This window comes from Nautilia profundicola AmH (assembly GCF_000021725.1).
Taxonomy (GTDB): domain Bacteria; phylum Campylobacterota; class Campylobacteria; order Campylobacterales; family Nautiliaceae; genus Nautilia; species Nautilia profundicola.
This window is the reverse complement of record NC_012115.1, coordinates 275,195-299,831: the sequence shown is the minus strand read 5'-3', so window position 1 is coordinate 299,831 and position 24,637 is coordinate 275,195. Positions and strand designations below refer to the sequence as shown.

General features: G+C 32.9%; 29 protein-coding genes. 5 read left to right on the top strand and 24 right to left on the bottom strand.

The window, feature by feature from the left end; translation table 11 throughout:
• Nucleotides 1-33 precede the first annotated feature (33 nt).
• A complete protein-coding gene (locus NAMH_RS01710; protein WP_015902773.1) occupies nucleotides 34-1,272 on the bottom strand; it encodes a CAP domain-containing protein in 1,239 nt (412 codons plus the stop codon).
• A 77-nt stretch (nucleotides 1,273-1,349) separates the two neighbouring features.
• On the opposite strand from NAMH_RS01710, the gene NAMH_RS01705 reads away from it, so the two are divergent.
• From NAMH_RS01705 to NAMH_RS01685, 5 genes are all read left to right on the top strand, one after another.
• On the top strand, nucleotides 1,350-2,459 hold the full coding sequence (locus NAMH_RS01705) for a bifunctional 2-C-methyl-D-erythritol 4-phosphate cytidylyltransferase/2-C-methyl-D-erythritol 2,4-cyclodiphosphate synthase (protein ID WP_015901770.1): 1,110 nt from the start codon (nucleotides 1,350-1,352) through the stop codon (nucleotides 2,457-2,459).
• Nucleotides 2,440-3,303, top strand: coding sequence for a DNA-binding transcriptional response regulator (locus NAMH_RS01700; protein WP_015902490.1), 864 nt, complete (start codon nucleotides 2,440-2,442; stop codon nucleotides 3,301-3,303). Before NAMH_RS01705 ends, NAMH_RS01700 begins: the two co-directional genes overlap by 20 nt.
• Nucleotides 3,281-4,456: a hypothetical protein gene (locus tag NAMH_RS01695; RefSeq protein WP_015902409.1), complete on the top strand. Its 1,176-nt coding sequence runs from the start codon at nucleotides 3,281-3,283 to the stop codon at nucleotides 4,454-4,456. Before NAMH_RS01700 ends, NAMH_RS01695 begins: the two co-directional genes overlap by 23 nt.
• A gap of 71 nt (nucleotides 4,457-4,527) precedes the next feature.
• Complete coding sequence (locus tag NAMH_RS01690; protein WP_012663742.1) at nucleotides 4,528-5,019, top strand: phosphatidylglycerophosphatase A family protein; 492 nt, start codon at nucleotides 4,528-4,530, stop codon at nucleotides 5,017-5,019.
• Between the two features lie 35 nt (nucleotides 5,020-5,054).
• Nucleotides 5,055-6,356, top strand: coding sequence for an APC family permease (locus NAMH_RS01685; protein ID WP_015902363.1), 1,302 nt, complete (start codon nucleotides 5,055-5,057; stop codon nucleotides 6,354-6,356).
• Nucleotides 6,357-6,362: 6 nt separating this feature from the next.
• On the opposite strand, the gene NAMH_RS01680 is transcribed toward NAMH_RS01685, so the two are convergent.
• The 23 genes from NAMH_RS01680 to NAMH_RS01570 form a co-directional block, all read right to left on the bottom strand.
• Nucleotides 6,363-6,995: a ribonuclease T2 family protein gene (locus tag NAMH_RS01680; protein ID WP_015901962.1), complete on the bottom strand. Its 633-nt coding sequence runs from the start codon at nucleotides 6,993-6,995 to the stop codon at nucleotides 6,363-6,365.
• Nucleotides 6,992-7,546 (bottom strand): YigZ family protein, encoded by a 555-nt coding sequence (locus tag NAMH_RS01675; RefSeq protein WP_015902145.1) that lies wholly within the window; start codon nucleotides 7,544-7,546, stop codon nucleotides 6,992-6,994. Before NAMH_RS01675 ends, NAMH_RS01680 begins: the two co-directional genes overlap by 4 nt.
• Nucleotides 7,546-8,472, bottom strand: coding sequence for a ribose-phosphate pyrophosphokinase (locus NAMH_RS01670; RefSeq protein WP_015902435.1), 927 nt, complete (start codon nucleotides 8,470-8,472; stop codon nucleotides 7,546-7,548). The genes NAMH_RS01675 and NAMH_RS01670 overlap by 1 nt, the downstream gene beginning before the upstream one ends.
• A 131-nt stretch (nucleotides 8,473-8,603) precedes the next feature.
• A complete protein-coding gene (mnmA, locus tag NAMH_RS01665; RefSeq protein ID WP_015902663.1) occupies nucleotides 8,604-9,629 on the bottom strand; it encodes a tRNA 2-thiouridine(34) synthase MnmA in 1,026 nt (341 codons plus the stop codon).
• Nucleotides 9,629-10,408, bottom strand: coding sequence for a PP-loop family protein (locus NAMH_RS01660; protein ID WP_015902679.1), 780 nt, complete (start codon nucleotides 10,406-10,408; stop codon nucleotides 9,629-9,631). Before NAMH_RS01660 ends, mnmA begins: the two co-directional genes overlap by 1 nt.
• Nucleotides 10,405-11,598 carry a hypothetical protein gene (locus tag NAMH_RS01655; protein WP_015901883.1) on the bottom strand — a complete coding sequence of 398 codons (1,194 nt, stop codon included), beginning with the start codon at nucleotides 11,596-11,598 and terminating at the stop codon, nucleotides 10,405-10,407. The genes NAMH_RS01660 and NAMH_RS01655 overlap by 4 nt, the downstream gene beginning before the upstream one ends.
• A gap of 11 nt (nucleotides 11,599-11,609) precedes the next feature.
• Nucleotides 11,610-12,299 carry a 5'-methylthioadenosine/adenosylhomocysteine nucleosidase gene (locus tag NAMH_RS01650; protein WP_015902611.1) on the bottom strand — a complete coding sequence of 230 codons (690 nt, stop codon included), beginning with the start codon at nucleotides 12,297-12,299 and terminating at the stop codon, nucleotides 11,610-11,612.
• Between the two features lie 9 nt (nucleotides 12,300-12,308).
• Nucleotides 12,309-13,049 carry a nitrilase-related carbon-nitrogen hydrolase gene (locus tag NAMH_RS01645; RefSeq protein WP_015902308.1) on the bottom strand — a complete coding sequence of 247 codons (741 nt, stop codon included), beginning with the start codon at nucleotides 13,047-13,049 and terminating at the stop codon, nucleotides 12,309-12,311.
• A 28-nt stretch (nucleotides 13,050-13,077) separates the two neighbouring features.
• A complete protein-coding gene (fabD, locus tag NAMH_RS01640) occupies nucleotides 13,078-13,989 on the bottom strand; it encodes an ACP S-malonyltransferase (RefSeq protein WP_015902397.1) in 912 nt (303 codons plus the stop codon).
• Nucleotides 13,990-14,176: 187 nt separating this feature from the next.
• Nucleotides 14,177-14,662: an FKBP-type peptidyl-prolyl cis-trans isomerase gene (locus NAMH_RS01635; protein WP_012663493.1), complete on the bottom strand. Its 486-nt coding sequence runs from the start codon at nucleotides 14,660-14,662 to the stop codon at nucleotides 14,177-14,179.
• Nucleotides 14,663-14,699: 37 nt separating this feature from the next.
• Nucleotides 14,700-15,593: a tetratricopeptide repeat protein gene (locus tag NAMH_RS01630; RefSeq protein ID WP_015902651.1), complete on the bottom strand. Its 894-nt coding sequence runs from the start codon at nucleotides 15,591-15,593 to the stop codon at nucleotides 14,700-14,702.
• Between the two features lie 31 nt (nucleotides 15,594-15,624).
• On the bottom strand, nucleotides 15,625-16,212 hold the full coding sequence (locus NAMH_RS01625; protein ID WP_015901905.1) for an OmpA family protein: 588 nt from the start codon (nucleotides 16,210-16,212) through the stop codon (nucleotides 15,625-15,627).
• A 15-nt stretch (nucleotides 16,213-16,227) separates the two neighbouring features.
• Nucleotides 16,228-17,388 carry a Tol-Pal system protein TolB gene (tolB, locus tag NAMH_RS01620; protein ID WP_015901917.1) on the bottom strand — a complete coding sequence of 387 codons (1,161 nt, stop codon included), beginning with the start codon at nucleotides 17,386-17,388 and terminating at the stop codon, nucleotides 16,228-16,230.
• Complete coding sequence (locus tag NAMH_RS01615) at nucleotides 17,381-18,022, bottom strand: hypothetical protein (protein ID WP_015901714.1); 642 nt, start codon at nucleotides 18,020-18,022, stop codon at nucleotides 17,381-17,383. The genes tolB and NAMH_RS01615 overlap by 8 nt, the downstream gene beginning before the upstream one ends.
• Nucleotides 18,023-18,063: 41 nt before the next feature.
• Complete coding sequence (locus tag NAMH_RS01610) at nucleotides 18,064-18,441, bottom strand: ExbD/TolR family protein (RefSeq protein ID WP_012664016.1); 378 nt, start codon at nucleotides 18,439-18,441, stop codon at nucleotides 18,064-18,066.
• Nucleotides 18,438-18,986, bottom strand: coding sequence for a MotA/TolQ/ExbB proton channel family protein (locus NAMH_RS01605; protein ID WP_015902675.1), 549 nt, complete (start codon nucleotides 18,984-18,986; stop codon nucleotides 18,438-18,440). The genes NAMH_RS01610 and NAMH_RS01605 overlap by 4 nt, the downstream gene beginning before the upstream one ends.
• Entirely contained in the window at nucleotides 18,967-19,347 is a 381-nt protein-coding gene (atpC, locus tag NAMH_RS01600; protein WP_015901934.1) for an ATP synthase F1 subunit epsilon, read from the bottom strand. The genes NAMH_RS01605 and atpC overlap by 20 nt, the downstream gene beginning before the upstream one ends.
• A 9-nt stretch (nucleotides 19,348-19,356) precedes the next feature.
• Nucleotides 19,357-20,763 (bottom strand): F0F1 ATP synthase subunit beta, encoded by a 1,407-nt coding sequence (atpD, locus tag NAMH_RS01595; protein ID WP_012663549.1) that lies wholly within the window; start codon nucleotides 20,761-20,763, stop codon nucleotides 19,357-19,359.
• Nucleotides 20,764-20,772: 9 nt separating this feature from the next.
• Nucleotides 20,773-21,651: an ATP synthase F1 subunit gamma gene (gene atpG, locus NAMH_RS01590; RefSeq protein WP_012663621.1), complete on the bottom strand. Its 879-nt coding sequence runs from the start codon at nucleotides 21,649-21,651 to the stop codon at nucleotides 20,773-20,775.
• Between the two features lie 3 nt (nucleotides 21,652-21,654).
• On the bottom strand, nucleotides 21,655-23,154 hold the full coding sequence (atpA, locus tag NAMH_RS01585) for a F0F1 ATP synthase subunit alpha (protein ID WP_015902281.1): 1,500 nt from the start codon (nucleotides 23,152-23,154) through the stop codon (nucleotides 21,655-21,657).
• Nucleotides 23,155-23,169: 15 nt separating this feature from the next.
• Nucleotides 23,170-23,685, bottom strand: coding sequence for a F0F1 ATP synthase subunit delta (locus NAMH_RS01580; RefSeq protein WP_012663776.1), 516 nt, complete (start codon nucleotides 23,683-23,685; stop codon nucleotides 23,170-23,172).
• Entirely contained in the window at nucleotides 23,685-24,188 is a 504-nt protein-coding gene (locus NAMH_RS01575) for a F0F1 ATP synthase subunit B family protein (RefSeq protein WP_015902491.1), read from the bottom strand. Before NAMH_RS01575 ends, NAMH_RS01580 begins: the two co-directional genes overlap by 1 nt.
• Nucleotides 24,185-24,610 (bottom strand): F0F1 ATP synthase subunit B family protein, encoded by a 426-nt coding sequence (locus tag NAMH_RS01570; protein ID WP_015902485.1) that lies wholly within the window; start codon nucleotides 24,608-24,610, stop codon nucleotides 24,185-24,187. The genes NAMH_RS01575 and NAMH_RS01570 overlap by 4 nt, the downstream gene beginning before the upstream one ends.
• Between the last annotated feature and the right edge of the window lie 27 nt (nucleotides 24,611-24,637).

Below are 24,637 nucleotides of genomic sequence, written 5' to 3'. Positions count from 1 at the left end.
AATTTACCCAAAAAAGCTTAAAATCAGCTTAAATTATTTAATAATAAGTTTAAGTTTATCACCATTATCAAAATCAAAATTAAATTCATCTCCGCTCTTTCCTATTACTCTAATCCATAAAGTATTATAATCTATAAAACCACTTTCAACTTTATCCCCTGCAGGATACGTATAACCGTAGCTTTTTATAAGATCATTACCATCATCAGGCACAAAATAATAAGCAAATGTTTTATTACTATCAACATAAATAGTTTCGTCATCCGTAGTTATTCTAAAATACGGATATGGTAACTCTTTTGTTTTAAAGCTCCAGCTTAAATTATAATCATTACCATTATATTCATATACAGCATTTACATTATATGTTTCGTTCCATTCCAATCTTTCTAAAGGAAACAATGCAAACTCATATTCATCAAATTTATCATTTGGATCATTATTTTTATCTAAAAGTCTTGTATTTGTCACTTCATTACCATTTTGATCATATAGTTTAAATGTTTTTAACGTTATATTGTCTTCATTAAAATAATATTCATTAAACTGAATACTTATCGGGTATCCACTTACATTATAATCCGGTAAAGGATCAGGTGTTTCGTTATAAAATACAGGTAGCATATCAATAGCATTATTATATGGCCATATAATAATGTCTGGATTTTGTTTTCTAAAATTATTTTTAGCATCATTATAATCATCTGCATCAATCACAATATCATCATCTGCACATACATTAAGATAATATGCTCCATTTACATCATTTTGATGAGAACATAATGTATTTAATATTGAATTACCCATATCATAAACATAATCTTTACTTTCAATACCTATTCCAATCAAATCAATAGTTGTATTTAAAAATCCGAATCTATGATAAATAGCAGAAAAAAGATTATCTATTGAATCCATATAATTCTCTTGTCCAACTGATACATTTTCTGAAACATCTTTGCTTAAAAAGCCTGCATAAACTACTCTATCTGAAGGCCATTGACCAGTAAATCCTTTTTTTCCTTCTTCTTCCTCATGTCCAGTTGCATTATTTACATATAAATAATATGCATGATTTTCTGCTGCAATTATTAAATTATTATTAGCCTTTAATGATATCATTCCAGCTTTATTTCTTAAAAAATTCAAATAATCCAATTCATATAAATATGTATCAGAAGATGTATTATCTTCAATTACACTTTCAGAACTTCCACCTCCACATCCCCAAAAACTCAATAAAGCAATAAAAAACATAAATAATTTTTTCATCATTCTTCCTATTTTAATTTTACAATTTGTAACATTTTTATGTATAATTTCGTAACACTTTTACCAAAGGAAACAGTTTGGATGTAACTTTAATAGTTTTAAGCGCCGGCAATTCAACAAGATTAGATTATCCTGTAAAAAAACAATGGTTAAGAATCGATAATAAACCTTTATGGCTATATGTCGCCGACAGATTAAACAGTTTTTATACCTTCAAACAAACTATAATCACTTCAAATAAAAATGATATAAGATTATATGAAAAATTATGCGATTATACAATTGTCGCCGGTGATCGAGAAAGACAGCTGTCTTTAAAAAATGCCCTTAAGCATGTGTCTACTGAATATGTTATGGTAACTGACGTAGCGAGAGCTTGTGTTCCCAAAAACATTATAGAAAATCTGCTCTCAAACCCTGCAGATTGCACCGTACCTTATTTAAAGCCGGTTGATACTGTCGTTTATCAAAATAAAACTATTAATAGGGATGAAGTAAAGCTTATTCAAACACCTCAGCTTAGTCGCACAGAAATACTAAAAAAAGCCCTTGATACCGATAAACTTTTTACAGACGAAAGAGCGGCTATTGAAGCTATGGGCGGCAAAATCAAATATATCGAAGGTAGTGAAGAGAGTAAAAAAATCACATATTTTAAAGATCTGAATCTTCCGTGCCTTACTCCTCCTTCCAAAAATACTCTAACCGGAAACGGATACGATACACACGCCTTTGAGGAAAACAAAAACATGATCTTAGGCGGTGTTGAAATAGACGTGCCTTACGGGCTAAAGGCACACAGCGACGGAGACGTAGTTATTCACTCTTTAATAGATGCTCTTTTAGGAGCCGCCGGATTCGGTGATATAGGAGAATTTTTCCCGGATACGGATGAGAGATACAAAGGCATATCAAGTGTTGAACTTTTAAAAGAGGTTATAAACACCCTAACTTACAAAGGGTATGAAATAATTAACGCGGATATATCAATAATCGCGCAAAAACCAAAACTTAAAGAATATAAAACAAAAATCCAAAGAAACTTATCAAAAATTTTAAACGCACAAGTTAATATTAAAGCCACTACAAACGAAAAAATGGGATTTATAGGTCGGGGGGAAGGAATTGCGGTAATATCAACAGCAACACTACAATACAAGGATTGGCATGAAGATTATAATCGTTGAAAACGAATTATATTTAGCTCAAAGCATACAAAATAACTTGAGCGAAAAATTAAACGCAAAATGCGAAATTTTTGCTTCATATGATGAAGCATTGAATACTGACGGTGAAGTTTATATTGTCAACACGAATTTAAAAGGTAATATAGAAAAATTAATAGATGCAAAAAAAGAAAAAATTATTATTCTCCTTGCTCCTTATGTAACTTATACAAGTGTGACACAACCTATTCAAATGGGAGCGGACGATTATTTACAAAAACCTTTTTCCATTGAGGAACTTATTAGAAAAATCGTTCATTTAAAAGAATATTATTCACTGAAAAACAAAACTTCTAAAATGGAAAATTTTATAGAACATATATTGGAAGATATAGAGCTCGATAAAGACTACGAGTTAAATTTTCCATTATTTGTGAAAACTAATTATCCTAAAGCCATAGACAAACTGATATTTAAATACGCAAAAGAAAATATGTGCGATATAAAACTCATAGACATACAAAATTTAAATCCTAAAGATCTAAAAAATAAAAATACAATTTATTATTCCAAAAACTTTTACGACAATCCTGAAATTATAAATTTATTATCAAAATATAACACAGTTATTATTGTTCCTAAAGAATTTGAAAACAACTACCCTCATTTTAATATGCTGGAGATTGAAATTTCTAAAAAAAGCTTTTTAAACGATGAAATTCTGTCAATTGAAGATTACATAAAATTCATAATTTTAAACCATCAACATAAACTTCCTGATACGGAACTTAGTAAAAGACTTGGTATCAGTAGAAAAAGTTTATGGGAAAAAAGGAAAAAATATGGCATCTTTAAACAAAAATAAAATTTTTATAGACAAAGAAGCTTATATAACCCTTGCAATGGTTCAAGCCGGGCTTTTAAATCCCATAGATAAACTGATGAACAGGGAAGAAGCAAAAATAGCGGATACGCAGAAAAAATATAAAAACAAACCTGTGCCTTTTTCTTTTATATTAGCCCCCTCGGGTAGAAAAAACGAAGAAATATTAAAAAGTAATCCTAAAAAAATCGAACTTTACTGTGATAAACAAAAAGTCGGTGAAGTGGAAGTTGAAGAAATTTATGAAATAGACCCTCAAAAAAGAGTTGAAATCATATACGGTACAAAAGACGCCAAAAATTACCCTCAGGTTGCAAAAACTTTAAAAAGACTCGGAAATTATGCCATTGCCGGAAATTTTTGGGTGGAAGACACGGGAATTAAGAAAAAAATTGACTTTATAAGAGAAAAAGTTAAAAATCTTCAAAATGTTGTAGGTATGACAATGCACGCAAAACCAATCCACAGGGTGCATGAAAAAATTATGAGAAGCGCAATTGAAAAAAACGATATGCTTATAGTGTTTTTAATTAAAAACATGCAAAACGAAGAAGTTCCTTATGAGCTAAGATACGAAGCGCTTTCTCATGTTGTTGATAACTATTTTCCAAAAGACAAAATTATAATCGTACCGCTTTTAAATACATATATTTTCTCAGGTGTTAATGAAGCGATACTTGATGCTATGATCGCCAAAAACTTCGGATGCAATAAATTTATAATGGGACAGACGCACAAAGGTCTTGGAATACATTATGAAGCAAACCATTTAAAAAGTATATTCGATTCTATGGATTTAGATATAGAAATAGAAACAATCAACGAATACGTTTACTGCGACCAGTGTAAAACGATTGTTAGCGTAAATTCATGCCCTCACGGAAGCCACCATCATATAAGCTATCACAGTGATTCGATTTTCGAGCTTTTAAAAACAGGATTGATGCCGCCTACGATTCTTATGAGAAAAGAAATAAGTGCCAAATTTTTAGCGAAAATGTATCCTGACAGGTTTGCAAACCTTCAAAAACTTTATTATGATATTTCACCTAATAAAGGACTTATTGAAAAAAACAAAGAAGAGGATTTTTACATTTCTCTTATGAAACTTTATCAGACAAGTTCGCTTACTTAGTGGGGAAGTAATTAAGTAGCTAAGTTGTAAAGTGGTGAAGTTGTGAAGATGTGAAAAAAATGGAGGTTTTAATGGAAAACTACAATAAATTTAACTGGTTTTTGCTGACCGGTTTTTTCAGCGGACTGCTGCCGAAAGCTCCCGGAACTTGGGGTAGTATAGTTGCAAGTGTTATTGCATATTTTATAATCACGTATCTACCAAACCCTGTAACAACTATATGGCTTCTTGCTGTGTTTTTTTCAGTTGTAGGCATTAAGCTCGTAAATGATTACGAAGCCAAAGGCGGGATTCATGACGATAAAAGAATAGTAATTGACGAATTTGCAGGTGTTTTTATAGCCATAGGCCTTTTTGGTCATTTAAAAGAAGACACACTAATTAAAGTATTATTTGCATTTTTAGCTTTCAGGCTGTTTGATATCTGGAAGCCTTCGATTATCGGAAAAATAGACAAAAAAGCTCCCGGAGGGCTCGGTGTTATGGGAGATGATATTTTAGCCGGGATATTCGGAGGTATTTTAGCGGGACTTATGTATATGGGATATTTGAAACTTATTTAATAATACTGAGTTATAATTATAAAAAAGGCTTCAAAATGAAAGCGTTTAATACATTCAGTGCCGCAATGCTCGGAATAGGGTCAATGGTTGGTGCGGGGATTTTTATAGTTATAGGTGAAGCCGGAAGTATTGCAGGAAATATTGTATGGCTTTCTTTTGTATTAGGCGGTATAGCAGCTCTTCTTAGCGGATATTCTCTGGCAAAACTTGCAATACGTTTTCCGAGTAGAGGCGGGATTATAGAATACATTACTCAAGAATACAAAGAAAACATATTCTCAGGCGGTTTAAGTATTATGTTTTATTTTGCTCAAATCATTGCACTTGCAGCAGTAGCAAAAAGCTTTGGAGAATATGGCGCAAGACTTTTCGGATATGAGTCTAAATTTATTATAAACACTTTTGCAGTCGGAATTGTCGTAGTATTTACTATTATCAATCTTATAGGTGCAAGTATAGTAGCTAAATCTGAAAATATTATTGTTATTTTAAAACTTACGATTCTTACAACATTTACGATATCAGCTCTTTTTTTTATTAATCCGGAATATTTAAGTTTAAAAGATATGCCGCCTATTTCTAATATGTTCTTTGCGATTGGTCTCACTTTTTTTGCATATCAAGGATTTAGTGTAATAACAAATACGATTGAAGATATGGAAAATCCTAAAAAAACAATGCTTAAGGCAATGTTCTTGGCAATATCTATTGTAATGGTTTTATATGTATTAACAAGTCTCGCTGTTTTAGGAAACCTGCCTTTGGATGAAGTTATAAAAGCAAAAGATTATGCTTTGGCCAAAGCTGCAGAACCGGTATTTGGAAATTTAGGATTTAAAATAATGGCAATCGCCGCACTAATTTCCACCGCAAGCGCTATCAATGCCACACTTTATTCAACCGCCGAAATTTCTTATACTTTAGCAAAAAAAGGTGAACTACCTAAAATATACGAATACAATATATTCAATTCAAACGAGGGATTAATTATAAGTGCCTTAATAATCATTCCCATGATTTTATTTTTTAATTTAAGCGAAATTACTACCGTAGCAGCATTAAGCGTACTTATTATTCAAGGATTCGTTCATTTAGGACATTTATTTATTATTAAAAAAACCGATGCGAACAAAACTTTTGTTTTCTTAGCAATGTTTTCAATGTTCGGTATTACGGCTTTAACACTTATATATAATTATATGACCGATAAAAACATTATTTATTATCTATTTTTAGCCTTTGTAATATGTTTCATATTAGAAATCTTATTAAGATTAATCTCTAAAAGAACAATTAAAAAACAAATTAAGAACATTACAAGTGAGTTTATAAAATAGAGGGAATTAAGGAGCGGCTATAATTCCCACTTGGCATTGTTTAACACCTTTGAATTCGTCTGCATTGTTTACAAGCTCGTAAAAATCTCCATTAATTGGATCACCTTTTAAATTAATTCTGATTTCCGTAATAAAGCCGTTTTTACATAGCATTTGAAATTTTCTTGCGTTTCCAGGCCCAAACACCTGAGAGAACATCCATCTCATTCTTTTTAAACTAACGCTTTGCCCCATATGCATTCTAAAAAATTGTAAAAGCATTGTTTCATTAAACTGCTGTGTAAATTTTATACCTGTTATGAAATATGTTTCCGGATCTGTTCCAAAACAAGTCCCGTGTTTTTTCCATTCATGTTTTGCAAGTCCATATTTTGCAGCAGGCATATATTTTTCTAAAATTCTCATAAAATTTTTAGAAAGTTTTAGAGGTTCATTCGAACAAAATGTTTTTTTCTTTGGCCAAAGTCCATGTAAAGTAAAATGTGTTAACGAATAATCACCGGGCTTTCTATTAATACAAACCGCCTTTTTTGGATTTGCTTTACAAAAACCATTAAGCCACGTAAGCGCTAAAATATTTTCATTCGATACTGCCAAAAGCATTAAAGGAAACATAAGAGCAAACAAAATCTTCTTCATAGCACACCTTTTATTAAATTTATTTTTTCGATATCGTCTCTAATTGTATATTCGATACCTTCAATCCCGAATTCCCTATTCTCAACAAAAATACCGTTTTGTTTGAGAATATATTCGATTTCTCTTGTTTTTTCATAATCGACACTAAAAGAATACTCAAAAATATCTTTATATTCAAGTAAATTTGCATTTTTTACAGCCAAATTTGCCACATCGCTGTATGCTTTTACAAGTCCTCCGACTCCTAAAAGAATACCTCCGAAATATCTCACGGTTATAATACCGACATTTATCAGATCATTTCCCTGAAGTACTTTCAGCGTAGGTCTCCCGCTGCTTCCTCTGGGCTCTCCGTCATCTGACGAGCCTTCAACAATTTGATTGTATTCATTGAGATATCTAAATGCCGTCACATGATGATTTGCTTTGGGGTGCACTTTTTTAAGTTCTTCGAGTTTTTCTTCAAAAAGGGAAAAAGGAACAAGGAAAGAGTGAAATTTTGATTTTTTAATTTCGAGCGTTGCAGCAGAAATCGAATTTACAGTTTTCATTAATCAAAAAGTTTATTGATACTTTCGTTATACATAATTCTTCTGATAACTTCCGCAAAAAGTTTTGCAGTTGAAAGCACTTTTATTTTTTTACAGTCCCCTTTAAAAGGAATAGTATCGCTGATTACGAGTTCATCAAGAACAGAGTCTTTAATTCTGTCAAGTGCAGGTCCGCTTAAAACTCCATGAGTAGCATATGCCATTACGGAATTAGCTCCTTTTGCTTTAAGTGCTTTTGCGGCTTTTACCATCGTACCTGCAGTATCAACCATGTCATCAATTAAAATTACGTCTTTTCCTTTAACATCTCCAATAATATTCATAACTTCCGCAACATTTGCTTTTTCTCTTCTTTTATCAACAATTACCATATCAAGTCCAAGTTTGCTTGCGAAATATCTCGCTCTTGCAACCCCGCCTATATCCGGAGAAGCGATTATTGGGTTTTTAAGATTTTTTTCTCTGAAATATTCAAAAAACAGAATACTTCCATAGAGGTTGTCAACCGGAATATCGAAAAATCCCTGAATCTGTCCAGCATGCAGGTCAATTGTCACTACCCTGTCGATTCCCGCTTTTTCCATCATATTAGCTACAAGTTTAGCGGTAATAGGAACTCTCGGAGCCGCTTTTCTGTCCTGTCTTGCGTATCCGAAATACGGAACGATTGCAGTAATGCTTTTAGCACTCGCTCTTCTCATAGCATCCGTAATAATCAAAAGTTCCATTAAATTATCATTCGCAGGTGCACATGTAGGCTGAATGATAAAACAGTCAATCCCTCTAATACTCTCACCGATTTGTACGTTAATCTCACCGTCGCTGAATCTATTAACCGTAATTTTACTTAAAGGTCTGTCAAGATACTCCGCTATATCCGCCGCCACTTTAGGGTTAGCCGTACCGCTGAATAGTTTGAATTTCATTTTTCACGCTCCTTTGTTTTATTAATGAAATGGTATCAAAATTACTTTAATTTTACTTTGTCAAGTTTTAGATTTTTTCACTTTTCTCTATTAACTTTTTATTTTTCATTCTTCACTGTTCACTGTAAATATCATCTTCCTCCCCTGATCCATCCGCCGCCAAGCAGTTTCTCTCCTTCATAAAAAACACATGCCTGTCCCTTTGCCACGCCTGAAACAGGTTCGTGGAAATTTACAACAGCCTTGCTTTTGCTCTCCATCTTCACAACCGCAGGCACTTTAGGAGCCCGGTAACGGATTTTTGCCTCACACTCAAACACTTTATCATCAATAAACAGATTTACGCCTTTTAAAAAAACCTGTTTTTTTTCAAGGTCTTTCTTATCGCCTACAATCAGCGTATTGCTTTTGGCATCTATTCCTATTACGTACTGGGGTTTGTGTGATTTGAAAAGATTAAAGCCTTTTCTCTGCCCCACCGTATAAAACGAATATCCTTTATGCACGCCTATTTTCTGACCTCTTTTATTTACGACTTTCCCTTTTCTTTCAGGGTTGAAGTGAAGTTTGAGCACATCGATATATGAATTGTCTATAAAACATATATCCTGGGATTCTTTTTGGCTTGCGAATTCGTCAAGCCCTATTTCGGAAGCGAGTTTTTTGATTTCATCTTTTGTATATTCCCCAAGAGGGAAAAGGATTTTAGGAAGAACCTTTTTTTTTATTCCGAAAAGAAAATAGCTCTGATCTTTACTCTGATCCTTAGCCTGGTATAAAAACTCTCCGTCGTTTCTTACATAATGCCCTGTAGCCGCAAGTTCACACCCGTACTTTTCCAAAAAGCCCATAAAAATACCGAATTTTATTTTGATATTGCACATTGCGCAGGGGTTCGGAGTAATTCCCTGTTTATAACTTTCTACGAAGTATTCGTAAACTTCTTTTCTAAACTCATCCTCAACGTCCTCAATAACATACTCAAACCCCAGCTTTTTACTGAGTCTGTTTAATTTGGCCACATTTTCCACATGATTTACACCCTCATGCATTTTCATGTATATACCGACTACATCATACCCCTGCTCTTTTAAAAGATATACGCTCATAGCGCTGTCAACCCCGCCGCTGACACCTACCAATACTCTTTTTGCCATTATTTAAAAAACTCCTTCATAAAAAAAGTAGAACAGTCAATATTCCCGAATGCGCTGTCTAACCTTTGGAAAAGTTTAGGTTCTTTTTCTTCCATGTTTCTCAGCCACTCTTTAATTTCACTTCTTACATAAGGAGTTTTTGCCTGATCCGATTCGTTAAATGCAAGGCAGCTTGATTCGCCGTCTATTATAGGAAAGTTATTCTGCTCGCTCATATACTTTATCCATTTTTCACGAACTTTAATAAGAGGCCTGATTACTTCTATTTCGTTGTACGCTTTATATTTAGGCGGCATAGAGCGCATCATTCCGTTGTAAAACATACTCATAAAGAAAGTTTCCACCGCATCGTCGAAATGATGCCCGAGGGCAATTTTGTTGTACCCGAGCTCCAATGCTTTGGTATAAAGCGCTCCCCTTCTCATCCTTGCGCAAAATCCGCAGGCGCTGCTTCCCGGACGTTTTTTTTCTTCAAGTATTTCAAGTATGGGGGTTTCGTAGATAATATATTCGATTCCGAACTCTTCACAGTGTTTTTTAAGAGGTGTGTAATCAATTCCCGTACCGGCATCGATTGTAACGGCTAAAAGATCAAACTTAAACGGAGCTATCAGCTGCATTCTTTTAAGCACATGCAGCATTACAAAACTGTCTTTTCCGCCGCTGAAAGCAACCATTACACGGTCACCTTCTTTAATAAGCTCAAACTCGCCGTTTGCACGTCCGACGAATTTGATTACTTTTTTGGAGAAGTATATATCTTTTATGGGGTTTTTCATTTAACAAGTTGTCCTTCACTGTATAATTTACCCTGTTTAAACTCTAAATTTAAAATTACTTTTCCGTTTTCTTTTTTAGCAAGAGCAAATAAAAACGCACTTCTCGGCAATGCATTCATTAAAATATTCGCAATCTCAGGTGTTGTAACAAGATGCAGCTTCGCATCAATAAAATCAACATTATTGTTATTTAATTTTTCTCTGAAGTTTTTGGTAGGCAAAAATTTAATATTGAAGTTTAAGTTATACCCTCCAAAATCTCTTTGCATTACTTTTATATCTTTTAACAAACTATCGATATTAATACTAAAACCTTTTTCAAAAATTTTCTCTAAATATTTGTCTTTTTCGGTTTCTTTAGCCTGTGCAAGTTTTTTTAATAAATTTGTTTCTATGCCTTTAACTTCCGCTATAACTTTAAAATTATCAGCATTAACAGCATTAGGTACACTTAATGTTTTAAATCCAAAAGTTGAATTTACTTTTGCCACATCCGTTAAAACGGTTTTTGTTGTTGAATATACGTTTTGAATCTGAAGTTTAAATCTGTTTAAGTCCACGTTTACATTAAAATTTGTTTTTGAAAGTGAGTTTTTCTCATTTCCTTCAAATTCGTTTTTGAAATTTTTAATTTCAATAAATCCTTTTTTATCTTTAACATATATATCTTTAATATTTAACTTGTTTTTTAAAAGTTCTCCGTTTTTAAACACTCCGGTGATATGTTCAATTCCAACGATAGGATTATTATTTATTATAATATCTTTAAATTTATAAGAATAGTCCCTAAAATTAGGTGTAGTTACCACAAATTCTATATATTTCTTTAAAAACTTATTAAGTTCTTTTTCAGAATTTTTAAATTGTTCATTTAAAATTACTTTATCAAGCTTTCCTAAAAACACCACGTTAGTTACAGGCAGGTTTTTAAATTTTGTTTCGATATTTAATTTAATTTCTTCAATTATTCCTTGTGTATTTAATATTTTTGACGGAATTGTAACTTCTAATATTTTATCAGTCTGTAAATAGCTGCTTTTATCTTCTACTATTTTAATCTGCATCCCTTTTTCTCTTAAATCATTAAGCATCTGATTATATTTTGAATTCATCAGTTTTCCGAATATCAAAGGAGTAATCGCTATTAATATTAAAAACGTTATCCCCATTACTATTAATTTATTTCTCATCATTTTCCTTTTTATTTTTTCAGTTCTTTTAGCATTTCAATTAAAAATTTGGCACTTATTTTACTTGATTCTTCCAAAAATTCATCAAAATCCACACCAGCCCCTTCTTCAGCCGTATCGCTTATAGCCCTTAGCATAAAGAAAGGTACACCCTCATTCCAGCAAACACATCCTACCGCTCCGCCTTCCATTTCAATGGCACTTGCGTTAAATATTTTTTTAATCCATTCTTTACGTTCTTTCGAATGTACAAACTGATCTCCACTGGCTATTACGCCATCTTTTAGTTTGATTCCGAGTTTGCCGGCTACATTTTGAGCTATATTGTTTAAATCTTCATCACATTCAAAAAATACCTTGCTCTCAGGAATGTATCCCGGCTCATACCCGAAAACCGTCAAATCAACATCGTGCTGACACGTTTTAGTGGCTATTATCAAATCCCCTATTTTAAGATCTTCGTCAACACCGCCGGCAACCCCGCTGAATAACAGCTTATCAACACCGAATTTTTCAATCATTATAGTAGCGGTAATCGAAGCGTTTACTTTCCCTATTTTACTATATGCCAGAACAATATCCTCACCCTCGAACTCCGCTATATAAAATATATTATTTGCGTGCTTTATTTTTTCTTTTATATTCATATACTCTAAAATAGGGTCAAGCTCCTCCCTCATCGCACATAAAATTCCTGTCATTTATATCCTTTAGTCTTTTCTTAAAAAATATTTTTGTGTAAGCGTCAGATTATGATTAAGCTCGCATTCTATCAACTCTTCTTCGAAATAATTTGCCTTAATTTCCGTTTGTCCTTTTGGATTAATCACTCTGCTTCCGCCCCAAAAGCCAAGTCCGTCTTCAAACCCCACACGATTGCAAAAAAGTACATACGCACCGCTCAAAATAGCCATTGATTTTAAAAGCGCTTCCCACTGATCTTCAATTAACAGTTTACCATCACTAAATTCTCTTGCAGGCGAAGCGGCTATTACAATGATTAAATCTGGCTTTTTTTGAGAAACGAAATTAATGGCATCTCCGCTAAAAACATCCTCACATACAAACATACACGTTTTCCCGAATTTCGTATCAAATAAACTAAATTCATCCCCGCTGAAAAAAAACCTGCCTTCTTCAAATACTCCGTATGTAGGTAGATGCACTTTGTTGTGTATTTTTATTTCATTATCAATATAAAGAGCGGAATTATATATTTTTCCTTCTTTTTTAATGGCCGCACCTAAAACAACGTCTTTACTGAATGTAAGGTTCTTAAAATACTCTATATCAAACGCATCTTCAAGTAATGCGTCTTTTATTTTATACCCATTCATACTAAGTTCCGGGAAAACAACTAAATCAGCATCCGTTTTTTCAATAAACTCTATATGTTTATTTATGTTTTCCGGACTTAATTTAGGCCTTATCTGTGCAAGTGCGATTTTCATATTATTACTCCGTTTATTTTTTACCAAATTATCCTTCTAATGTATTAATAACTTTTTCAAGACTCGCCATATCGGTTACAGGAAGAGTCTTTTTCTTTGTGATTTTTCTATTAATACCCATTAAAACCTTACCACCGAGTTCCACGAAAATATCCGCATCGTTTTCATAGTTTTTGATTGACTGTTTGTAAAGTACCGGTTTTGTTAACTGTACCGGCAACAATTCAAGCGCTTCTTTTTTTGTATTGTATGCTTTTGCACTTACATTACTCACAACAGATTTAAATTCATCTTTTAAATATTCATCCAAAAGATCTCTTAACGGTGCGCTTGCACTCTCAAGCAAAGGACAGTGGCTTGCCACACTCATATTTAAAAGCATTACCCTTTTAGCTCCTTTTTCTTTTAAAACCGGTTCAAGTTTTTCCAAATCTTCCCTAAGTCCAGCAAGAACAAGCTGACCGTCGCTGTTGTAGTTTGCAGGCCATACTTTAAGACCGGATTCCTTACAGATGTTTTCTATAGTCTCGTCATCAAGACCCAAAACTACCATCATTGAACCGACTTTATCACGAAAAGCCGCATTCATAAGTTTTCCTCTTTCATGTACAAGTTTAATTGCATCTGCAAGATCTATAGCTCCTGCAGAATAAAGAGCACTAAATTCTCCTAAAGAATGTCCTAATGAAAACGCATAATCAAAATCCGCATTTTTAAAAAGTTCATATGCAATAGCTGAATATAATAAAATTGCAGGCTGTGTGTATTCTGTTTTGTTTATTTCTTCGTTTTCTTCAAACATAAGTTTTTTAAAATCTGTCTTTATCGCATCACTTGCAACTTCAAACATTTCCTTTGCTTTGTCATTTGAATCATAAAAATCTTTTCCCATTCCGACAAATTGACTACCTTGACCAGGAAAAAGTAAACCAACTTTCATTATCATCCTTTTTTTATAAAATTATATCATATAGCCTCTATCGCTTTATGATTTATTCTTGACCATATAAATAAAAAAGAAATACAAAACAATTGATTTTTTTAATCGAGAAAATAAAAAACAAGAAAAGATCTCTTACTAAAAGTGACAGACACTAAAATAGTTCAATAAAAAGAAAAGAGAGGGATTAGTGGCATCCGCATCCTGTACCACAACCGCAACCCTGACCTTGCTCTCCACCAGCAAGTTCTTCTAAAGTTGCGTCTCTTTTACTAACTACTTTAACATCAAAAGTTAAATCTTCACCTGCTAAAGGATGGTTATAATCGATTGTAACTTCTTTATCGTTAAAATCTTTTACTGTTACTGCAATTGTTTGCCCGTCCGGAGACTGTCCGTAAAGAGTCATTCCTTTTTGAAGATCAATTCCTTCAAACTGTTCTCTTGGTAATGTCTCAACCCACTCTTCATTTCTTTGACCGTATGCTTCGTCTGCTTTAACTGTTACAGTTTTTTCTTCTCCAACTTCCATACCTTCAACTTCTTTTTCAAGTCCAGGAATAATTTGTCCTTGTCCAGCGATGAATTCTAACGGAGCCTGTCCTTTATTAGAATCAACTACTTCACCTTTTGAGTTTTTTACTGTATATTCAATTCCGTATACTTTTGCCATTGTAATCCTTTAAAATTTTACGCAGTATAACATATTCTTATAATTTTTCCAACTCTTTTTTTGCTAATTTAGCATATTTGGAATTTGGAAAATCACTTATTAATTTTTTAAAAGTAAGTTTTGCATTTTGTTTTTGATTCAGTTTTAAAAATGACATACCCGTATGATATAAAAGCCTATCGGTAAATGATGTTTTTTTAGGATATAAAGATATACTTTTTTTATAAAAAGCGAGTGCCTCTTTATACCTTCCTTGTTTGTAAGCAATTTCACCTAAATAATATGAAGATGTTGCAGGTAAATATTTTTTCTGTAATGTATAAGCAAACAATTCTTCGGCCTTATTCAATTTACCACTGTAAAAATATTTTTTTGCTTGAGCGAATGCGGTTTTCGGATTTATGTTTTTAGCCGGTTTATTTAAATTTTTAAGCTGGTTTAATATTGTCTGTATAGAATTACTTAAATTTTGAAAATTCTCATTTTGTATTTTTGTAATTTCTTCTATTGTTTTTTTAATAGCTTGATTTTGTTCTTCTAAAGCTGCTACTTTATCTTCCAATGTTTTAATTCTATTTTTAATATCCGTTAAATTAGTATCCTGGAGCTGCTTTTTTAGTTTATCAATTGAAAGTTTTGTAGAGTCGATTTCACTGAGTATCGTATTAAATGATGATAATTTATTGCTCAAATCGGAAATAGTTTGATCATACTCCACAAACTTTTGAGCTAATTTTGATTTAAACTCATCTAAATTCTTCTTTAATTGTTCAATTAAACTGCTATTTTTTTGGATATTTTTTTTATTTTGAAGTATTGCTTTTTCTTGTGGAGTAAGTCCATACGGATTAGGAGAATTTAAATCACCTGCTTTAAAGGGATCTACATCTGCTAATAACAGAATAGGTAGAAGAAAAAAAAGTTTTTTCATACAATTCCTTTTTAAAGGAATTGTACCTTAATTATGGTAAATATGTAAAATTATCTCTTCTGTTTTTTCTCCAGCACCATTTAGCATGAGCAGTACATACCGGATTTAGTTCACCATAGCTGATAATAGTAAGTTTTTTAGGATCTACACCAAGTTTGATTAATGCGTTTTTAACAGAATTTGCTCTTTTTAATCCAAGTGCATAATTGTACTCTTCAGTACCCCATTCGTCACAGTTACCTTCGATTCTAACAGTATAGTTAGCAGGATTATTTTTGATAAGTTCCGCAAGTTTTTCAACTTTTGGCCATTGATCTGGTCTAATATTGTATTTATCAAAATCAAAATATACAACGATATTTGCTAAATCTTTTGCAAATTTTTGATCAGCTGTTACACTAATTTTAGTACCTTCACCTATAGTTTGCTCTTCAACATTTGCATTTTGAGTGTTTACAGTTTCATTTTCGTTAGTAGTAGCTGTTGTTGCTTCACCTGTTGTTTGTGTAGTCTGTGCTGACTGAGTTTCAGTTGCATTTTCTAAATTCGGTTGCTTTGAACATCCTGTAATCATCAATAAAGCCGCTAAACCAGTTGCAATCAGTAATTTTTTGTTCATTTTCTCTCCTTTTTTTTACCAATCAAATGATTGTAGTATTTTTGGTAACGGATAATAAAACACTTTGTTTTCATTTAAACGTATTATACCAATTTTTGAATAAAAATTTTCTCTTTTTATAAACATTATAGAATTTCCGTCAACTGAAAAGTTAGGATAACTGTTTTGACCTTTAAAAGTAAGTCTTTTTAAAGAATCGTCGTTTTTATTTACAAGAAACAGATTAAAGGTATTTGTTGAGAATGCATTGCTTGTCTCTCTTGTACTAATCACCAAATAATTTTTATATGCATCTACCCCTATTTGATTTTTTCCATGATATAACACTCTTTGAACTCTACCGTTTTCCGTATCTTTGCTGAATATCATAGGCATACCGTATCTGTCGGAAACAAAAACAATCTTATCATCCCCCCAAAATTTACCATTTACGTCAATACCGTTATATTTAGTAATTTTTGTTAGTTTTTTATTTGCTATATCATATTCATATACATCCGGTTGTCCTGTCGGTGCCAATGTTAATAAAAGCTTATCTTTTTTAACATCGGATACAATAAGAAGGCCTTGGGAAGTTAGAATTTTCTCTCTTTTACCCGTTCTTAAATTCAATTTGTATAATGTTGGCAATCTTCCTAATTTTGTATAATAGATAACATTCTGTTTTTCATCAGCCCATTTCGGAAAAATATTAAGCCCTCCGCTTATTATCCTTTTCTTATATGAAAGAGTGTAATCAGACAGATAAATATTTGCCTGTTTCGGTGCCACAAGCATTGAATATATTACTTTTCTAATTAAAAATTTAGCCTGAGGAAGTCCGAAATATTCATTTATGTCATAAACCGCCTTATGGACCAAAAACGGAAAATAAGCGTAACTGTTAGATTTATATATCTTTTCTACTTTTAAAATATTTTTTTCAAAATATTTAACAGTTAGTTTTTTATTTGAATAATTAAATTCGAACCTATATGTTGCGTTAGTGTCTTTATTGATTGTATAATTAAAATGATCAAGTACGGTCAAGTCCATTTTAAGAATTTTTAACACATTTTTATCACCGGTATAAAATACACCTATTTTAGGTTTTTCATTAAAATATTTTGTTATTACAAGCTCATTTGCAAATAAAAACATCATGCTTAATAAAAATAAAACTATTTTTTTAATCATTGCTTACCTTTGATTGGAATAATACTGTTATGTCAAAATTTTTATCAAAATTAACTTTTTTAATTTCTTCTATTAATTGATTCTGCCTATCAAGTGGCAGATTACTTTCCAAAATATTTACCATTACTTGACCGTTAATATTTTGTATATTAATTTTAGCATAATCACTCGGTAATGTTGAAACATCGTACCAAATAGAATACAGCTTTTGTGAAATGATATCGTTAATTTCTTCTTTTGTCAGCTTTTTACCACTATTTTGTACAAAATTAACTTCTACACTTATTTTTTTTATATTTTTCAAATTTCTCTCAATTCCTCTGAATCTACTCATATCAAGCTGTTTTTTTTGAAGAATTTTTTTCGTATCCACATTATAATTTACATTTTTAAAGATATCATTAAATCCTATATCTTTACCGCCATGAGTTATATTAGATTTAGAACCGCTTTTTTTGACTTTTTTTACTGTTTTTTTGATTTTCGAAACCTGAGTTTTTTTTATTGATTTACTGTTTTTTTTAGCCTGAGAGTTTATTTTTGCTTTTTTTGCAAGTATTGCAGTATGAACATAAACTCTCTTTTCAGGTTTTTTTTTCGGAAACAAAAAAAACAGAAAAAAAACAACAATCAAACTATAAACTATTAAGGTTAATAGAAAGGAAACAAGAAGCCTCATTTAGTAAGTAATCCTATTTGAGTAAATCCAAGCTTTACTACAGCAGAGTATACTTTCATAAATGTTTGATATTTGATATTTTTATCTGCTGCAATGTAAACAAGAGAGTTTTTATTAAAATTTCCGTATTTTAAATTAAATTCTTCTAAAAAATTCTTCATTGGGATTTGTTCTTTATTGACAATTACGCTACCGTCTTTTTTAATTGTGATTGTTATCGTCGGCTTTTTAGCGGCAGGAGTTGTTTTGCTGCCTTCCGGTAAGTTTACCGTCTTTTCCTGATAAGTACTAACTGTAACTGAAACCATGAGAATTGCAAGTAACACAAGCATTATATCCACAAAAGGAGTAATATTTAATTCTGGTTTTTTCATTTGCTTAAATAAAAGTCCTTTTGCATGATTAATATACTGATTAAATCTTCTACTTTTTTACTGAGTATCTGATGAAATGAATACGCAGGAACGGCCACAATAATACCTACGGCTGTCGCTACAAGCGCGTCTGCAATAGCAGGTGCAATCATATTAATCGTAGTAACACTTTGCATTGAGGAAAAAGCGGTTAAAATACCGATAACTGTTCCAAAAAGACCAATAAAAGGTGCAGTAGATGCTACGATTCCCAAAAATGTAATACCGCTTTCAGCTTCGGTTCTTGCAGCTTGAATGCAGGCATCAAATGTTAAGCTATTAATATTATCACTTTTGTCTATACATCTTTTAAGTGAAGAAACACCTGAGATATTTCCGCTCATTAAAAGTGCGTTTAGTGATTCTTTTTCTTTTTTTATCCATGATGTTAATGAAAAATATTTGTAGAAAAATACGAAAAATACAAAGAAAAGATAAATCCCAAGCCACCCTAAAACTATTACGTTTATAGGGTTACTTAAGATTTTAGAGATTTCTGGCAGCACTTTCTATCTTTGCCTCAACAGATGCAACTAAAACATCACTGTTAGCCGCATCACGAATAAGTTTTTTAGCTTTTTCAATTGCTTCTGCAATATCTCCGGCTTTTTCTCCGGATACAGGCTGAGCACCGTCTACAAGTACATTTACATGATCAGGTGTTACTTCAACGTATCCTGAATTAATTGCAATAATCTCTTCAGATCCGTCTTCTTTTTTAATTGTAATAATACCAGGCTGAAGAGTTGTCATTAAAGGTGCGTGTCCTTCAAGGACACCGAACTCACCTTCAATGCCAGGAAAATATGCTTCTTTTACTTCACCCTCGTATATTCTACCAAGAGGTGTAACAATATCAAGTTTCATTTGCTTCCTTTAGCTTTGAGCCTTCATTTTTTCAGCTTTTTCTTTAGCTTCGTCTAAATCACCTACCATGTAGAATGCGTTTTCAGGTAAATCGTCAACTTTACCTTCAAGAATTTCTTTAAATCCTGCAATTGTTTTATCAAGTTCTACGTATCTTCCGTCTGCACCTGTAAATACTTTTGCTACGAAGAACGGTTGTGATAAGAATTTCTCAATTTTTCTCGCTCTTGCAACAGTTAATTTGTCTTCTTCGCTAAGTTCGTCCATACCAAGAATTGCAATAATATCTTGTAAATCTTTATATTTTTGTAATACTTCCTGAACTCCTCTTGCAACTCTGTAGTGTTCTTCACCAACAATTTGCGGATCAAGAATTCTACTTGTTGAATCAAGTGGATCAACTGCCGGGTAAATACCTTTTTCAGCAATTTTTCTGTTAAGTACAGTTGTTGAATCCAAGTGTGCGAATACGCTTGCCGGTGCAGGGTCAGTCAAGTCGTCTGCCGGTACGTAAACAGCCTGGATTGAAGTAATACTTCCTTTTTTAGTTGAAGTAATTCTTTCTTGTAATTTACCCATTTCAGTAGCAAGTGTAGGCTGATAACCAACCGCACTTGGAATTCTTCCAAGAAGTGCTGACATTTCCGCACCTGCCTGAGCAAATCTGAATATGTTGTCGATGAACATAAGTACGTCTCTTCCTTCTTCATCCCTGAAGTATTCAGCCATTGTAAGACCAGTCATCGCAACCCTGTTTCTACATCCCGGAGGTTCGTTCATCTGACCGTAGCACAGTGCAACTTTGTCAAGAACTCCACTTTCTTTCATTTCATGGTAAAGGTCATTACCTTCCCTTGTTCTTTCACCAACCCCAGCAAATACTGAGTAACCGCTGTGTTTGTACGCAACGTTGTGGATAAGCTCCATAATAATAACCGTTTTACCAACTCCGGCACCACCGAATAGACCAGTTTTACCACCTTTCATATATGGACATAGAAGGTCTACAACTTTAATACCAGTTTCGAAAACTTCCATTTTAGTTGACTGCTCTTCAAACGGAGGAGCGTCTCTATGGATTGACCATCTTGGTGTATCAGCAGGTACTTCTTCACCACCGTCAATTACGTCACCTGTTACGTTGAAAATTCTTCCAAGTACAGCTTCACCTACAGGTACTTTAATAGGAGCACCAGTAGCTACTACTTTTTCTCCTCTTGTAAGACCGTCAGTAAGGTCCATTGCAATTGTTCTAACAATATGATCACCAATTTGAGCCGCTACTTCTAAAACAACTTTTTTCTTTTCACCTTCAGCTTCAAACTCCACATAAAGCGCTTCGTTTATCGCCGGAATATCTCCTTCAAATTCTACGTCAACAACCGGACCTAAAATTTGTAATACTTTACCTTCCATTTTACTCCTTTACTTTTTCATTGCTTCTATTGCAGTAACGATTTCGATAAGTTCTCTTGTTACAGCTTCTTGTCTTGCTTTATTAAATTCAAGTGTCAACTGATGTACCATTTCTTTTGCGTTGTTAGTTGCAGCATCCATTGCTTGCATTCTTGCACTATGTTCTGCCGCAAGTGAATCTAAAAGCGCATAATAAAGTGAATACTCAATATATTTTTTAACTAAAGTCTCAAGAATTGTTTCATAATCGTTATCAGGTTCAACTTCTAAAAATTCTTGAGAATCGTTTACATCAACTTCTATAGGTAAAAGTTCTTTTACATATACCTGCTGTGTAAGTTTGTTCACATATCCGTTATGGATAGTAATAATATTGTCAATTTCTTCATTTACGAAATCTTCATAGCTTTTTTGAATAAGCTCAGCCGCTTTTTCATAATTTGGAGCTGCACTAAGTCCTATTACTTCTTCATACATATCGATTCCGACAAATTTGAAATATTCAATAGCTTTTTTTCCTATTACTTTAAGTCTGATTTTAACTTTTTTTTCTTTTAGTTCTTCAATCAGTTTGATTGTTTGTTTAATAGTTTGAATATTAAAGCCACCGCACAGACCTTTGTCTGCAGTAATAACTATTACATCTACTTTTTCAACATTTTCAATTTTTGCAAATGCTCTAAGTTCTATAGAATCTTTAACACTTGCAAGTTTTGCTGAGATCTCATGCATAACTTCATCAATTTTTCTTGCATATTCTCTTGAGCGCATAATCGCTTCTTCCGCTCTTTTTAATTTAGCGGTAGAAACGAGCTTCATCGCTCTTGTTGTTTTTTGAGTGTTTTTAACACTGCTTATTTTTTGTTTTAGCTCTTTTAAAGTTGCCATTTATTATCCTTCGAACCCAGCCTTAAACTCTTCTAATGCTTTTTTAAGTAGTTCTTCAGTTTCGTCGTCAAGTTTTTTCTTAGTTCTGATGCTTTCAAAAATTTGTGGATATTTAGTTTCGATGAACGGATATAGTTCGTCTTCAAATCTTCTAATTGATTTAGTATCGATATCGTCTAAATATCCTCTCGTACCTGCATAAATAATTACAACTTGTTTTTCAACAGGTAATGGTGAATATGCCGGCTGTTTTAGAATCTCAACAAGTCTTTCACCTCTTTCAAGCTGTTTTCTACTTGCTTCGTCAAGGTCACTTGCGAATTGAGAGAACGCTTCAAGCTCTCTAAACTGTGCAAGGTCAAGTCTTAGGTTACCTGCAACCTGTTTCATTGCTTTAATCTGAGCGGCACCACCAACCCTTGATACTGAAAGACCAACGTTAATAGCAGGTCTGATACCTTTGTTGAATAGGTTAGTTTCAAGGAAAATCTGACCGTCAGTAATTGAAATTACGTTTGTCGGAATATAAGCAGCAACGTCACCACCTTTAGTTTCGATAATTGGTAATGCTGTTAAACTTCCCGCACCAAGTTCGTCGTTAAGTTTAGCTGCTCTTTCAAGTAATCTACTGTGTAGGTAGAATACGTCACCTGGATATGCTTCCCTTCCTGGAGGTCTTCTTAGAAGTAATGACATTTCTCTGTATGCGTCTGCATGTTTAGATAAATCATCGTAAACGATAAGAGCGTGTCTTCCGTTGTCTCTGAAATATTCACCCATTGTAACACCGGCATACGGCGCTAAGAATTTAAGTGAAGCTGCTTCAGATGCAGAAGCATTAACAACGATTGTGTAATCCATTGCTCCGTGTTCTTCAAGAATTCTAACGATGTTAGCAACTGTTGATTGTTTTTGTCCTACTGCAACGTAAATACAGATTACGTCTTCATTTTTTTGATTTAAGATAGTATCAAGCGCAACAGTAGTTTTACCTGTTTGTCTGTCCCCAATGATAAGCTCTCTTTGCCCTCTTCCGATTGGAACAAGCGCGTCAATAGCTTTAAGACCAGTTTGAAGTGGCTCATGAACAGATTTTCTTGCCATGATTCCAGGTGCTTTTTCTTCAACGTATCTGTATTCTGTAGCTTCGATTGGACCTTTACCGTCAATTGGCTCACCTAATGCGTTTACAACTCTTCCGATTAATGCTTCACCAACAGGTACTGAAATTAATTTTCCAAGTCTTTTTACTGAACTTCCTTCAGTAATATCAGTTCCTTTTCCAAGAACTACCACACCAACATTGTCAGCTTCAAGGTTGAATACCAAACCTTTTTCACCAGTTTCAAATTCAACCATTTCACCGGCCATTACGTTTGTAAGACCATATACCTTAGCGATACCGTCAGCTGAGTAAATTACTTTACCAACTTCTTCTACGTCTACTTTTAAGTCGTAGTTTTCAATTCTTTCCTTGATTATCGAAGTGATTTCTTGTACCACTTATACTCCTTTCTTTTAGATTGCTTTTAAAATATTGTTTATTAAATCGTTTTTGATTTTATCTTCACTAAGTGCAACTTCAACATTTAAGATATCAACGAATACTTTAATACCGTTAATATCTTTTTTGTCCAAAGTTAACTGAATCTCAGCATTAAACTTTTGAGAAAGTTTAGCTTCGATTTCTTTTAACGTAGCTTCACTTATATTACCTTCAACTACACCAGCGTATCTATTAAAATGTCTTGAAACTTTTTCATATAAAGACGTATGAATTTCTTTGAACAGATCTTCTCTTTTATTTTCAAGAATTATTCTTAAAAAGTTTAAAAATTTAGGATTGTCGTATTCAGCAATTTTTGCAAGTACATCAATTTTTTCATCAATACTTAACAAAGGTGATTTTACAATTAAAATAAATTTCTCATCTTTTGCAACTAATGCGATTTTCGCTATAGCTTCATAAGCCTTAGCAATCTCATCTTCACTTAAAGACGCTAAAAAAGCTTTTGTGTATTTTTCAACTACCATTATGCTACCTTTAATACAAGTTTAGCCGCATCTTCACTTGTAAGATGTACATCTTTAAGTACATCTTCAAGAAATGCTTTAATTGCTTCTCTTTTTGCTTTTCTGATTTCAGCAATTTTAGCTTCTTCGAAATGTTTTTCAAGCATTTCAAGTTCAGCTTTTGTTTCTTCTAAAATAGAATTATAAATATGTTCTGCTTCTTTTTTAGAATCTTCAATAATTTCTGTCGCTTTTATTTTAGCTTCTTCAAGTTTAGCTTTAAGCTCTTCTTTTTTAAGTTTTGCTTCTTTTAATTTATTCTCAACTTCTTGAAACTTACTTGCGATTTCTTCTTTTCTGTTTCTGAAAAAAGTAATAGCTTTATTTCCTACAAGATACCAAAGAATCGCTACGAAAATTAAAAAGTTTATTGTTCTTGCAACAATATCCGTCCCGCCTGTCGCAGCCGCCTCACTTGCAAATGCAACAGCGCTTAAAAACACAACTAATAATGCTTTTTTCATGCCGCATTCCTTATTTTGTTTTCAACAAGAGTTTTAATCTCTTCTTTGCTTGTACTAAGCTCTGCTAAAATTTTCTCTTTTTCAGCCTGAATTTCTTTTGCAAGTTCTTCTTTAGCCGCTTCGATTTCAGCTAATCTTTTAGCTTTCATTTCTGCAGCTTCAGCCTGAGCTTTCGCTCTTGCTTCATCTCTTATCGCTTTAGCTTCTTTTTTAGCTTCAGCTAAAACCCTTTGAATTTCTTCTTCCAATTCTTTTGAATCTTCAGAATTAGCGTTAATCATCTCAAGAGATTTTTTAAGCTTTTCTTCTCTTTCGTCCATAAATTTAACCAACGGATCAAACAGCCACATTTTCAGTAATATCAGTGTAACCAGGAAAATACCGGCTTCTATGAGCATCACACCTATATTAAGGTCAAGCATTAATTCTCCTTTTTTTGGAATTTTAAC